The sequence below is a fragment of the Leptonema illini DSM 21528 genome, from assembly GCF_000243335.1.
In the GTDB taxonomy this organism is placed as follows: domain Bacteria; phylum Spirochaetota; class Leptospiria; order Leptospirales; family Leptonemataceae; genus Leptonema; species Leptonema illini.
This window is the reverse complement of sequence record NZ_JH597773.1, coordinates 1,119,751-1,133,194: the sequence shown is the minus strand read 5'-3', so window position 1 is coordinate 1,133,194 and position 13,444 is coordinate 1,119,751. Positions and strand designations below refer to the sequence as shown.

Genomic DNA, 13,444 nt, shown 5'->3' with positions numbered 1-13,444 from the left:
TCCAATACGGGCGTCACGCAAGGGCGAAGGAGTGGGGGCAGCGGGCCTTACTGGTGAATGCTCATCTTATTCACATCGAGAGCCGCTTCTTTCATAACCTCAGAAAGCGTCGGATGCGAATGGAACGAACGGCCAAGGTCTTCTGCCGCTCCGCCGAATTCCATGGCGACGACGGCTTCGCCTAACAGCTCCGAGGCGTTCGGGCCGACGATATGCACTCCGAGTATCTTATCGGTGCGTTTGTCGGCATAGATCTTTATCTGCCCTTCGGTCTGGTTCATGGCCTTCGCACGGCCGTTCGGCTTGAACATGTATTTGCCGGTGTTATACTCGATGCCGGCCGCTTTGAGCTGATCTTCGCCTTTGCCCACCCAGGCGATCTCGGGCCAGGTGTAGACGACGAACGGAACGCAGTCATAGTTCACATGACCGGGCTTGCCGGCGATGATCTCGGCGACCATGACGCCTTCTTCTTCGGCCTTATGCGCGAGCATCGGTCCTTCGATAACGTCGCCGATGGCGTAGATGCCGGGCACGGACGTCTGCAGCGTATGCGCGTCCACCTCGATACGTCCGCGCTGGTTGATCTTCACGCCGACCTTCTCCGCTCCAAGCGAATCATGGAAGGGCTTGCGACCGACGGCGACAAGAACCTTCGAGGCGACGATGGATTCTTCTTTGCCGTCTTTATCGGCGATCTTGACTTCAACCTGTTTGCCCTTTGCCTGCGCACCGAGCACCTTCGTTTCGAGCTTGAACGTGAAGCCCTGCTTTTCGAGCGTACGACGGGCCAGCGTGCGAAGCGAGGCGTCAAGACCCATGAGAATATCGGGCAGCATCTCGACGACCGTTACCTTCGTACCGAGACGACTCCATACGGAGCCGAGTTCAAGGCCGATGACGCCGCCGCCGATGACGACCATGCTTTCGGGCGTCTCTTCAAGAGCGATGGCATGATCCGATGTGATGATATTCTTGCCGTCCACAGGGACGGAGGGGATGTTTATGATATCAGAACCGGTGGCGATGACGCACTTCTTCGCGATCAGAGAAGCGGGCTTTTCGCCTTCAACCTTGATCTCGACGGCGTCGGGTTTCGCCGAAACGAGGCTGCCCGTTCCGCGAAAGACGGTGATCTTATTCTTGTTCATGAGGAAGTTCAGGCCGTCGGTTAATTCTTTCACGACGCGCTCTTTGCGGGCCATCATCTTCTTCACGTCGATCTTAACGCTTGATACGGTGATGCCGTGATCGTCCATCTCATGCTTGATGCGATGATAATGCTCCGATGTATCGAGAAGCGCCTTGGACGGAATACATCCGACGTTGACGCACGTTCCGCCGATGGTTTCGCGTTTCTCGATCAGGGCGACCTTCAGCCCGAGCTGCGAGGCGCGGATGGCGCAGACGTATCCGCCCGGTCCGCCTCCGATGATTGCGACATCAAAATTCTGCGTTGCATCTGCCATAGTAGATCTCCTTGTGTTTCTGGTGGGATAATGACATAAAAAAGGCCGACCGTCAGGTCGGCCTTCAGGCCTCAGACTTCGAGAAGCATGCGTTCAGGGTTCTCGACGCATTCTTTCACTTTTACGAGAAAGCTCACGGCTTCTTTACCGTCGATGATACGGTGGTCGTAGGAAAGCGCAAGATACATCATCGGTCGGATAACGATCTGATCGTTGACGACGACGGCGCGCTTCGTGATGTTATGCATACCGAGAATGCCCGATTGCGGCGGGTTGAGGATCGGCGTAGACATCATCGATCCGTAAATACCGCCGTTCGAGATGGTGAACGTTCCACCCGACATCTCATCAAGCGTGATGCTTCCTTCTTTGACTCGCTGTGCAAGACGGGCGATTTCCATCTCGATCTCAGCCATAGACAGAAGGTCGCTGTCGCGCACGATCGGAACGACAAGCCCTTTCGGACCGCCGACGGCGACGCCGATATCATAGTAGTTCTTGTAGATCGTATCGGTTCCGCGAATCTCGGCGTTTACGGCCGGATAAGCCTTCAGGCCTTCGATGACGGCCTTCACAAAGAAAGACATGAAACCGAGCTTCACACCATGCTTCTTCTCAAAGACGTCTTTATAGCGATTGCGGATGTCCATCATCGCCGACATATCGACTTCGTTGAAGGTCGTAAGGATGGCGGCGGATTGTTGCGCTTCAACAAGGCGCTCGGCGATGCGCTGACGAAGGCGGCTCATCGGAACGACCTCTTCGCGGGCGCCTTTGCGTTCTCGGGACGGGGCGATCGGAGTCGCCGATGCAGCCGGAGCCGGCTTAGCAGGAGCGGAGGCACCTTTTGCGATATGGTCTACGACGTCGGGCTTCGTGACCTGTCCGCGCTTGCCCGATCCCTGGATCTGCGAGGCGTCGACGCCGGCTTCTTCGGCAAGGCGACGTGCGCCAGGAGGAAGCGTTTCGTTTTTAGCACTTGAGGACGAGGCTGCCGGTGCCGATGCAGCGGGTGCAGCAGGTTGAGCGGGAGTCGATGCGACGGCGCCGGCCTCGACGATGGCGAGCACGTCTTCGAGTTTAACCGTATCGCCGCTCTGGCGCTTGATCTCTTTCAAAACTCCGTCGACGGGGCAGGGCACTTCCATCGTCACCTTATCCGTTTCAAGCTCGACGAGGATGTCGCCGCTTTTCACGGCATCGCCGGGCTTCTTATGCCAGGAGGCCACCGTTGCTTCGGATATGGATTCGCCCATCGGCGGAACTTTTACTTCCAGTGCCATAACTATTCCTTTCTCGCGGCTCGTAGCCGTTATTTATTCAGCAGCAGAGCTTCATTGATAATGGCCTGCTGTTCTTTCACATGTACTTTGTAATAACCCGTCGCCGGACTCGGAGAAGCGGAGCGCCCGTAGTAGTTCAGGCGGCTCTTACACAGATGGCCGAGCAGGTTCTCCATGTAGATCCAGGCGCCCTGATTTCGCGGCTCTTCCTGAACCCAGCCCACCTCTTCGATCTTCTTGTAGCTTTCAAGGATGGTCTGAATATCGCGATCGGGGAAGGGATAGAGCTGTTCGACGCGGATGATAGCCGTATCGGTAATGCCCGCCTTCCTGCGTTCTTCGCGCAGCTCGTAGTAGATCTTGCCCGTGCAGAAGAGGATGCGCTTCACCTTATCGGCCTTAATATCGGCGTCGACCTCGGGAATGACGTCCTGGAACCGACCCGATAGAAAATCCTCGGGTTTGCAGACGGCCTCGGGATGGCGCAGCAGCGATTTCGGCGACATGACGATCAGAGGCTTGCGATAGTTGCGATGCATCTGACGGCGCAGCAGATGATAGATCTGCGCCGGCGTGGTCGGATAACAGACCTGCATATTATGCTGACTGCACAGTTGCAGATAGCGCTCCATACGTGCGCTCGAATGCTCCGGTCCCTGGCCTTCATAGCCATGAGGCAGAAGCATGGTCAGGCCCGACATACGCTTCCATTTCGCTTCAGAGGAAGAGATGAACTGGTCGACGATGACCTGGGCGCCGTTTGCGAAGTCGCCGAACTGCGCCTCCCAGATGACAAGCGTTGCAGGGTCGGCCAGCGAATAACCGAATTCAAAGCCCAGGACGGCCTCTTCAGAAAGAAGAGAGTTCAGAACCTCAAAGTTCGCCTTCAGGCCCGGAAGCTGGCTCAGAGGAGCGAACTCCGACCCGGTTTCGGCGTCGATAACGGCGGCGTGTCGGTGCGAGAACGTGCCGCGTTTGCAGTCCTGCCCCGAGATGCGAACTGAGAATCCCTCGGCAAGAAGAGTTCCGTAGGCGAGCAGTTCGCCCATGCCCCAGTCGATGCCTTTTGATTGCTCGGGCTCGAAGATCATCTTGCGACGATCTTCAAAGAGACGCTGCAGCTTTTTATTAAGAGTAAACCCGGCCGGAACGGACGTGATCGCATCGGCTGCCTTTTTTAGAAGGGTGTCAGAGACTCCGGTTTCGGGGTTCGAATCGGGATCGATCTTCTTGAGTCCCTGCCATTTGCCCTGCAGCGTTTCGATATCGACCTGGATATTCTGAGATTGAAACCGATTGAAGGCATCTTCAAGGGCCTGGTTATGGCCGTCACGAATGGCCTGGCGCTCGGCTGGCGAAAGCTGTGATTCGGCAAGAGCCTGATCGAAAACGGTGAATGTACCGGGATGCTTCTTGATGATCTCGTACATCTTCGGCTGCGTGAACGTCGGCTCGTCGGTTTCGTTATGGCCCCATTTGCGAAAGCAAACAAGATCGATGAAAACGTCGGAGTTGAACGTCTGGCGCCATTCAAGCGCAAAACGTGAAGCGCGGTAGACGGCAATAGGATCGTCGCCGTTTACGTGCAGGATCGGAGTATTGAGAATCTTCGCGAGGTCGGTGGCGTAGATTGTTGAACGCGAGTCCATCGGATCGGTCGTGAATCCGACCTGGTTATTCACCACGATATGAATCGTGCCGCCGACGGCATAACCCGTCAGCCCCGACATATTCGCGCATTCGTAGTTGATGCCCTGGCCGGCAAGGGCGGCATCGCCATGAATGAGAAGCGGAAGATGGCGCAGACGTCCTTCGTCGTTCGACATCGTCTGGCGGGCGCGGATCGAGCCCATGACGACGGGATTGATCACCTCAAGATGCGACGGGTTGAAGCCAAGCGACAGATGCACCATCTTGCCCGACATCGTTTTGTGATCTCGTGAAAAGCCGAGGTGATACTTCACGTCACCGGGACCGAAGTCGATGGAAACGTTTTCGTTGAACTCCGCAAAGATCGCCGCCGGGTCTTTGCCAAGAATGTTTGCAAGAACATTGAGACGACCGCGGTGGGCCATACCGAGAACGATCTGTTCGATCGAATGGTTGCCCGCTTCTTCAATGATACAGGCGAGCGAGGGGATCAGGCTTTCGCCGCCTTCAAGAGAGAAACGCTTTTTACCCGGGAACCGCGTGGCGAGAAACTTCTCGAAGGCCTCGGCGATATAGACCTTCGAATAGATGAGCTTCATCTGTTCGTTGGAAAGAGGTTTAAAATAATCGTCGGATTCGATGCGCTCGGCGACCCAGTTGCGACGCTGTTCGTCACGGATATAGAAGAATTCAATACCCGTCGAGGAGCAGTAGATCTGGTCCATCTTCTTGATGACGGTCGCCAGCGTATCGGTAACGGATTGACCGGCGATGTTCACGCGCACGATCTTCTGAAGATCGGCCGGGCCGATACCGTATCGCCTCGGATCAAGCAGGTCTTCGTCGGTGTTACGGAATCCCAGTGGGTTGATCCGGGCCAGGAAGTGGCCGTGGCGACGGTAGTCCTGGATCAGACGATGTGCTTTGAGATTTATGTCATCCGTATCGGGGATATCTTCGGGCTGCAGGGCCAGCGATGTTCGGGCGGATGGGAATCTTGCTCCGCCTCCGCCGTCCAGCTCGCTGAAAAGACTTCTCCATTCGGGAGCGATACTATCAGGGTTCTTAACGTACTCCTGATACAGCTCCTCCAGAAACTCTTTTTGATCTCCCTGGAGGACGGAGATAGCCTCGAACAGTGACATAGGTTATCTTCAGCGTTTTACAAACGGTAAAAGGTTGGCCATTCTGGCGCGTTTAACTTCCCGGGAGATCTTACGCTGGATGCGAGCCGTAGCTCCGGTCATTCTGCGCGGAAGGATCTTACCGGTCTTCGAAACGAACTTCTCGATTACTTCGATGTTCTTGTAGTCGATGTTGAGACCACGAGTATCGAGTACCTTTTTCTTGAAACGCGACCGGGCTTTACGCGGCGAATCGCCTTCTTCGCCCTGATGCATTTCCTGATCTTGATTGTCTGTAGCCATCGTTTTCCTCGTATGCTTATTTTGTGCTTCTGTTACTGTAAACTAAAAAATATTTACTAAATTGCATTACAAATCTTTTCAACGATTCCCACGACCGTCAAAACATACGTTCTGACAATCGTTCAGTCCTTCGCTCGCAGTGTTTCAATAAGAAACTCCACCTGCTGCTGATGTTCCTTCTTATGATCGGGATCCTGCGCCTCATCCGTGAAGATCTGCATCGCTTTCTCGGTGCGCAGCAGGTTAAAAAGGCCGAAACCGGGCAACGCCGGATGCTCCGCATCTTCAAGTCCCGTGCTCATCAAGACGGGGCAGCTGATTTCCTGACTGAGATAAACCGGATCAATCTGCCTCATCTTCTCGCGCAGCTCTTTCTTCTGCGCCGATCTTCCTTTCATCCATTCATTCCATTCACGGGCCAGAGGCGACTGACTCAGTTGCAGCCACTCCTCATGCCATACCGGACCGGGCCTTTCCAAGCCCAGGGCCCGCACGGATTCGGGCTTGAAGGCCGCGGCAAATAGCGCCGGAACACAGCCCAATCCCCTTCCCATAAGGCCGATGGCAGTGTGGTTAATATTACGATTCAGGCGCAGAAAGTCAACACCGCGCAGCGCATCGAGGATGATGGCCACACCGAAGCTGCGCTCAAAAGGCTGACCCTGCTGGTCGAGAAAAAACGTCGTCGGAGCGCCTGCTCCGTCTTTCGATCGTGTCGGCCGGGCGAATACGGCCGGATTTTCGTGTCCACGCATCTTGAGGTAAAGATGCGCGATTCCGGCCTGAGAAAGGGGCTCGGTAATGCTTTCGTTTACGCGCTCGAAATCCGATAAATAATCGTGAAACGTGATGACGGCCGGCACGCGTTTCAGCTTTCGAGGGATGTTCAGGTAGCCCGACAGGACGGTGTCATTATGGCTGCGGAACTGCACGTCGTGCAGGCTTTCCCGGGCAAAGGTTCGCTTCAGACGCAGCTTGAGCTGTGGTTCGAGAGGAACCTTCTTCAGAGAAAGGATGACACTATTCCAGAAGGACTGAAACTGGGCCGGACGGGTCAGTTCGGGCAGCGCCTGGTAGCATTCGTCAAATCCGGGTCGGCGTATGGCCATATTATTATAGATTTTTTCGGCTGCACATGCGGTAAAGCGGAATACTCGCAGTTGCTATCTATGGAGGGACGATGGAGTCCACAGGAATGAAGCTTTTTGAAGAGCTCGGGCATCCTCTCAGCTTTAAGAAGGGCGATTATGTCTATAAACAGGGACAGTTGCTCGACGATCTGAGAGTCTACTACATCCTCGATGGAGAGGTGACGCTTCGACGTAAGTACACGGCTCTGAAAAGCGATGAGCTACACTATAAAACGGGCGAGATGTTCGGCATTCTCGAGGTCTATCTCGGCAAGGCCCGCATCACCGAGGCGCAGTGTATGACCGACGTGCGCTTGCTGGCCTTTAACAGGGTTGGAGTGGAAAAACTGATGAGCTCTGAGATGTCGGTGTCGCTTTCGATCATCCGAAGCCTGAGCTCCATTTTGCGCAAAGTAAACCGTCATATTAAGGAGCTGCCGGCCTGACCGGCAAATCGTCCATGAAGATCGAAAATCACGACTACGACCTGATCAAGCTGGGCTTTGAAGGCGAGCAGGCCATCACCCAGCAGCTGTTCTTTAAATATGGCAAGACCTACGAGCCGAAGAAGATCATCGTTCGCGAAGGGGATTCGGGCAAAGAGGTCTACATCATCATCTCGGGCATGGTGCTTGTGACCGAGCGCCAGATCTCGGGCCAGTATCGCGTTCTCAACCGACTGGGGCCAGGCGAGATCTTTGGAGAGATGGCCCTGCTTGAGAACGAGCTGCGTTCGGCGACCCTGATCGCGGCCACGGACGTAAAGCTGCTTGTGCTCGCTCCGGAGCAGTTCGAGCGTATCTTTCAGACGCATCCGCGGTGGGCGTTCAAGATCATTGGAGCGCTGTGTCGTCGCATACAGTCGGCGTTCACGCAGATCTCCAACTACTACAGCGGCAAGTCCGATGTCCCGTAAAACCCTGCATCCCGTACGTCGCTGGATTCTGAAATCCATCCCCCTTGATCTGCTGATCGCCGAATGGTTGAAGGTGCGCGAGCTGAGCTGGATCGGCGAGGATCGATTTCCTGCTCAGTTACGTGAACAGGCCGATGCCGAGGCCTTTCTTTTGCGAGAAGGAGGTGATCTGCTCGGTGATCGTCGTCGGCTGCATCTCGGTCTTGTCTGCGCCGATGGCCGCACGGTAACACGCAGCGAGCGGTTGCATCTGCTTGAGGATCTGCGCGAGTATCTGCGCGGATGCGGACGTCAGGAATCTGAGTTTGAATTCCTGCGTCCGACGAGGTTTCGGCTTGGACGCCTAAAAACGACGCCGCTTTTCTTTATTCTCTGGTCACCCGATGCGCCTCTGCTCGAACGGCTGCTTTCGGGCAAGGCCGATCTGCCGGCACAGATCAAGCAGGACCGCTATACCTTTCGAGAGCTTTTTCAGGAGCAGCGAGAGAGCCCGGAGCCGCGGCCCGAGGCCCAACCGAAGAGCGAGGACGCAGAGCTTCCCTTTGGCAGCAATTCGATTAACTACCGCGTCGTCGGCACAAGCCGGGGTGAGGTCTTTCGTAAGATGTTCATTCGATTGGCCGGCGACCGACTCTTTCTTGTGTACATAAGCTCTGATGGCCGCCTGCGATCCGAATATGTGACCGCTCTGATCGACGGCCTGGCCTCGTCGACCTATCCCGTGTACAGACTTGAGGATCTTCTGCTGAATCATCCGCCCTCAGAGGTGCGCGTGACCGTTCTTGAGGCCCGGCGTGACGGCAACATGGAGATGCTCAGCTACGGACATGAGCATGTTTTTCTAAGAGATGGGGATCTTCATACCGTGCGTGCGCAGGCGGGCCGTAATCTGCACATTCAGCGCTGGCAGATGAAGACAGGGGACCGGCTTCTTATGCTCCCGGCTCCTCTGACATCGGCGGAAAAACGGGAGATCCAGGAAATGGCACGGCAGGAAACGCAAGAACAACCTGCCGTTGATACGACGACAGTCCCCGCTTCTGATGGCGCTTCGGCTCTTGAAGGCTTCTTGAATTCAAAGGGCATCGGTCGCACGCTCGAGCTCTTCTGGCCTCGATCCACTTGACAGATCTGCTTGCATTGCTATATAATGCCAGCTCCGCATTATGGAGCTCAGAAAAGGCTACAGGCTGGACGGACGGGTCGTTCAGAAAATCGTACTGCTGCTCGGCCTTTTGATACTGGCCGTCCTGGGAAGCGGTGCTCTGCTTTTGCGGTCGTCCGTCGACTCGCTGTCGATGTCGAATCTGCGCAGTCGCGGCGCCTTTCTCGTACAGGAGTTTCGCGGAACTCTCGGTCCGGCGATGAAGCATCAGCGGCTTTCCGTTCAACTGATAAAAGATGGCGTTATCCGTCATTATGATCGCAGCATGATGGTGCGCTACTTCGCTCCCTTTCTCGACGAGAACGATGTCGTGACGTCGCTGAACGTCGTCGTCGCCGAGGCCAGCTTCATGATCCTGAAAGAAGACGTCGATCGGTATCGCATCAGAGAGGAGCGTGGCGGCCAGGCGCGTTATTCGATCTGTGACCGCAAAGCCATCTGCCGCGCAGAGGGGCCGCCTGTCGCCTATTCTTATAAAAGCAGCGCCTGGTATTCCGTCGTCGGCGAAGAGGATACGCCGGGTCGCTGGACCGACGTATATCGGTTCCGCACGACGGGCGATCCGGGCATCACAAGCGTTGCCGCCGAGCGCTTGCCTTCGGCAGAACGATTGATCGTCGCTTATGATCTGCGTCTGATCGAGCTCTCGCGATTCTTTCGACTGATTACGCCCGACGAGAATCTCATGCCCGTTCTCTATTTCCCCGAAGTAAAGGCCGATCTTCCCGAAGGCATTGAAATAGGGGGATTGCGATATCACACCGGCAAGAAACAAAGAGGCCTTTTTGTGGTGACGGCAGCCGACGCGAAAGACCCCGCCGTCGTCGCTCTGCTTCAGGATCCTGCTGCTGCCGAGGACTCACAGGGCTGTCGATGGTGGAGCGACGAGGTGGAGCCCTCGCGGGAGCGGTCGCCGCAGATCTTTCTCTGTCTTCCCGAGGGAGAGCTGATCCAGACGATACAGATCCGCAGTTCAACGGTGCTTCTGCTTGTTGGCGGGCTTCTGCTGTTAACCATCGCCATGTCGTTTTTTATCGCCCGGCAGATCACCTCGCCGTATCAGGAAGAGCTCGAACACGTCGATCATTCGCTTCATTCGACCACGCAGATGCTCGAACTTCGCGAGAAAGAGTTGCGTCATGCGATGATGAAAATACAGGAAGAGCTTGATCTTGCGCGAAAGACGCAGTTAAGCATCATTCCCGTCGTATCGCGGCAGTACGGGCCCGTGCGCCTCACATCCCGCTACGTCCCTGCCAGTTCGCTCGGAGGCGATTTTCTCGATCTGCACGATCTTCAGGAAAGCCTGGGCTTTCTTATGGCCGACGTTTCGGGTCACGGTATATCATCTGCTCTGATCACGATGATGATCAAGATATCGTCGACCCTCAGTAAGGATATGCTGATTTTACCCGATGTTTTCTTGAGACATCTGAACCGCAGCATCTTCGATCGCACGGGCATGCATTTTATTACGGCGCTTGCCGGCTCCGTCGATTACCGGGATCTGAAGCTCAAGGTGGGCAATGCAGGCCATTGTTATCCGCTTCTTTTTCGCAGAGCGACGCAGGAGTTTCAGGACATACAGGCGAACGGCATCTGTCTGGGCGTGCTCGAAGAACCGGCCTACGCCACGCTTGAAACGCAGCTTCAATCGGGCGACTGTGTGCTCTTTTACACCGACGGCATCATCGAAACGCTGAACGAATCCGAGCAGCTTTACGGGACGGAGCGACTGCGTCGCACGATTCTTGAGAACAGGCACAGTCAGGGGAACGATCTTCTCGACGCCATCCTCGCCTCGCTGAACCGATTTGCCCGTCGCGACATCCGTGAGGACGACATTGCGATGATCCTTCTCGAAATCGACTGACCGAAAAGCGACGACTGAAAACCGGCTAACTCAAAACTGACTAACTCAAAGCCGACCGATCAGGACTTCTCGAGTATCTGGAAGAGGGCCTTCTGGAAGGCCTCGCTCTGTAAGATCTGAAAATGGGAGAGCCCGACCAGGCAATGAACCCGACTTTCCTCGTTCTTGCGATATACCGTATCGGAAAGCAGTGCAAGAGAGGACTCCTCTATGAGTCCGTCGCCGAGCCAGTTGCTCCAGATGTGGTTGCTGTCGCTGATCAGGCTGTAGATCTGATAGGCGTCAAGGCCGTCGAGTTCGCCGAAGTAATGATTCGTGCTCATGGGCAGGATGGGCCCGGTCTTTTTCTCGTCTTCTTCGCGAATAATACCGGCGGCCATGTCGCGAAAGGCCGGCGAATGAACGTTGCCGGCAAAGCTCATAAACTTGATGGCACGCGAGGGGGCCTCGCCGAGACCGAAGCCGAAAAGCAGCCCCGTCTTTTCGATGAAGTAGCCGCCGTCGGGCGAGCTGATCAGGATAACCCTGCCGGTGCGTTTGCGAATACTCCCTCCGGAGCGATCGTTAGCCAGAAGCGTGCTTCGCAGGATCAATCCGCCCTGACTGAAACTCATAAAATGCACGGGCGTATCGGGCAGAGCAGCGAGCAGAGCTTCCATCAGAGTGCTGATCTCTTTGCCGATGGTCGAGACGTGCGTGCCGGGGTGAAGGCGCAGATAAACCGGAAAGTAGGACTGCTGTTTGAGCAATTCGACGACGGGCTGCGGCCTGCCGCTTTTCCACAGGCTTTCATCCTGATAGAGGCCGGGCACACAGATCATCAGCCCGCGCCTTGCCGGAGCGGCGCGAAAGGCGTCGGCGATCTGCTCGGGCGTTGCGTCGGCGGCGTTCAGGCGAAAGGACGTTTTGACCTCGAACGGATCACGCAACGCGACAAAGCTATCGCCCAGGATGGCCGTGTCGGCGATATTCGAGGCCAGGTTCTGAAATGTGTTCTGATCGACGATGCGCAACGTGAGCAACGTCTCGGAAAGCGATTCTGCCGCTCTGTGAATGGAGCTGTAGATGGCCTCGAAAGAGACCGAGCCCGCCTCTTTCAACGAGTCGCCGGTGCGTCGCAGCTGTCTTGCCAGTTCGGTGTTGCGTAGAACGGGATAGTCCGAGATGTTCTCGGCCTGCTCGCCCATCCACGTCATGGATTCATACGCAAAGTTACGTATGCCCGAGACGGCCGATTCGGTCAGGAGTCCGGTGATCTGCAGAAGAAGCCCCGGAAGGCCGGGTAGCTTCGGAAATTCGCCCATAAGAGAGAAACAGCAAGGCCGGTCGAAATGGTCAAGCCGCTTTCCCCGGTCAACCGGCCTCGAAATTGAGATCGCAGAGTTCGATGGCCGCGTGCAGCCGGCCGGCGTGCATGAACTCTATCAGCTTCTTGATCCTTTCCATATAAAGACTCGTATGTTCCTTGAAGGCAAGCGGTAGCATGCTCTTTTCAAGGCCCGAAAGCTTGCCGTCAAAGGCGGTGGCGACGGCAAGCAGATCGAGAAGAAAACAGCGCTCGCCTTCCTTTACCGAATCGAGGCAGTGAAGAAAGGCATCCCAGTCGTCGAAGCCCTCGCCATCGTTGATCTGAAGCGAGTCGGCGATGCGCACAAGCAGCATCAGCATATTCGGATGATAGTTCTGCGTGAGCACGACGGCGTTCCCGACGGCGCGAAGGCATCCGATACGGGCGGCGGGCGAAAGGGCGGCCATCTGTTCGTCGGTCAGCTGATGCCGGACGATGTGCTCGGCGAGCAGGTTGCCGAACAGGCGCAGGCGCGCCTCGCGCGCTACGCGAAAGGTGACGATGGCATTCCAGAGGCCCGTTATAGGAACAGACACCCAGTAGGCGAGCATGCGCACTCCGCTCTTGGCAAGGACGCGTTTGAGAATGAGCTTCGCAAGCACGTTGCTCATCACCACTTTGAGTTTGTAGATCAGGCCGACGGCCATCATCTTTTTCTTTGAAACCTTCGCCAGCGGATCGATGCCGAGGATACGCTGCACCGGATCGGGAATTTCGAGAGCGGCGCGGGCAAGCAGATTGGGGATGATGCCCTCCTGAAAACTCGTCGCCTGAGAGAGACGCTGATGGCCTGTGATGCGGGCGATACGAAAGACCGTATGAATCGAGACGACAAAAAGCACGGCGAATTCGATGGCCGTGAGCACAAGCGTTACCCCGCCAATCCACGCGTAATGTTCGATGAGCGGGCGCTCCAGTGTGAGGATTTCAGCAAGGACGGAGCCGCCGGCGGAGAGCGCTCCGATGAGAAAGGCGATCGTCGCACCGGTTATTGTGACGCCTCGCACGGCCCGCACCATCTGCTCGTCGGTCGTTGCCACAGGATCAAGATGGCCGAATCGTCGCGAAAGCCTGTGAAAGTAACGAATGCCCCATCGCTCGAAAAGCCCGGGTTGAGAATCCAGCCACCGCTCGTACATCGAAAGAGCAGTGGCCGGAATCGTTTCAGAAGGCCAGTCTTTTT

The 13,444-nt window shown here is 56.0% G+C and carries 11 protein-coding genes; 4 read left to right on the top strand and 7 right to left on the bottom strand.

The window, feature by feature from the left end; genetic code table 11:
- Positions 1-47: 47 nt before the first annotated feature.
- The 5 genes from lpdA to LEPIL_RS05115 form a co-directional block, all read right to left on the bottom strand.
- Entirely contained in the window at positions 48-1,469 is a 1,422-nt protein-coding gene (lpdA, locus tag LEPIL_RS05135) for a dihydrolipoyl dehydrogenase (RefSeq protein WP_002770633.1), read from the bottom strand.
- Between the two features lie 71 nt (positions 1,470-1,540).
- A complete protein-coding gene (gene odhB, locus LEPIL_RS05130; protein WP_002770632.1) occupies positions 1,541-2,752 on the bottom strand; it encodes a 2-oxoglutarate dehydrogenase complex dihydrolipoyllysine-residue succinyltransferase in 1,212 nt (403 codons plus the stop codon).
- A 29-nt stretch (positions 2,753-2,781) separates the two neighbouring features.
- Complete coding sequence (locus tag LEPIL_RS05125) at positions 2,782-5,547, bottom strand: 2-oxoglutarate dehydrogenase E1 component (RefSeq protein WP_002770631.1); 2,766 nt, start codon at positions 5,545-5,547, stop codon at positions 2,782-2,784.
- A 9-nt stretch (positions 5,548-5,556) separates the two neighbouring features.
- Complete coding sequence (rpsR, locus tag LEPIL_RS05120; RefSeq protein ID WP_002770630.1) at positions 5,557-5,829, bottom strand: 30S ribosomal protein S18; 273 nt, start codon at positions 5,827-5,829, stop codon at positions 5,557-5,559.
- 122 nt (positions 5,830-5,951) lie between these two features.
- Positions 5,952-6,938 carry an acetylxylan esterase gene (locus LEPIL_RS05115; RefSeq protein ID WP_002770625.1) on the bottom strand — a complete coding sequence of 329 codons (987 nt, stop codon included), beginning with the start codon at positions 6,936-6,938 and terminating at the stop codon, positions 5,952-5,954.
- Between the two features lie 71 nt (positions 6,939-7,009).
- Here LEPIL_RS05115 and LEPIL_RS05110 point away from each other — a divergent pair, with 71 nt between their 5' ends.
- The 4 genes from LEPIL_RS05110 to LEPIL_RS05095 are packed head-to-tail and all read left to right on the top strand — an operon-like array spanning position 7,010 to position 10,913.
- The gene (locus LEPIL_RS05110; RefSeq protein ID WP_002770624.1) at positions 7,010-7,405 is read left to right on the top strand and encodes a cyclic nucleotide-binding domain-containing protein; all 396 of its coding nucleotides are present in this window, start codon (positions 7,010-7,012) and stop codon (positions 7,403-7,405) included.
- Positions 7,406-7,419: 14 nt separating this feature from the next.
- The gene (locus LEPIL_RS05105) at positions 7,420-7,875 is read left to right on the top strand and encodes a cyclic nucleotide-binding domain-containing protein (RefSeq protein ID WP_002770623.1); all 456 of its coding nucleotides are present in this window, start codon (positions 7,420-7,422) and stop codon (positions 7,873-7,875) included.
- Positions 7,865-9,001 (top strand): hypothetical protein, encoded by a 1,137-nt coding sequence (locus LEPIL_RS05100; RefSeq protein ID WP_002770622.1) that lies wholly within the window; start codon positions 7,865-7,867, stop codon positions 8,999-9,001. Before LEPIL_RS05105 ends, LEPIL_RS05100 begins: the two co-directional genes overlap by 11 nt.
- A 40-nt stretch (positions 9,002-9,041) precedes the next feature.
- Positions 9,042-10,913 (top strand): PP2C family protein-serine/threonine phosphatase, encoded by a 1,872-nt coding sequence (locus LEPIL_RS05095; RefSeq protein WP_002770621.1) that lies wholly within the window; start codon positions 9,042-9,044, stop codon positions 10,911-10,913.
- 59 nt (positions 10,914-10,972) lie between these two features.
- Here the strand turns inward: LEPIL_RS05095 and LEPIL_RS05090 are convergent, their stop codons facing one another.
- Together LEPIL_RS05090 and LEPIL_RS05085 are read right to left on the bottom strand one after the other, a co-directional pair.
- A complete protein-coding gene (locus tag LEPIL_RS05090; RefSeq protein WP_002770620.1) occupies positions 10,973-12,217 on the bottom strand; it encodes an esterase/lipase family protein in 1,245 nt (414 codons plus the stop codon).
- A 49-nt stretch (positions 12,218-12,266) separates the two neighbouring features.
- The gene (locus LEPIL_RS05085) at positions 12,267-13,400 is read right to left on the bottom strand and encodes an LBF_2804 family protein (RefSeq protein WP_002770618.1); all 1,134 of its coding nucleotides are present in this window, start codon (positions 13,398-13,400) and stop codon (positions 12,267-12,269) included.
- Between the last annotated feature and the right edge of the window lie 44 nt (positions 13,401-13,444).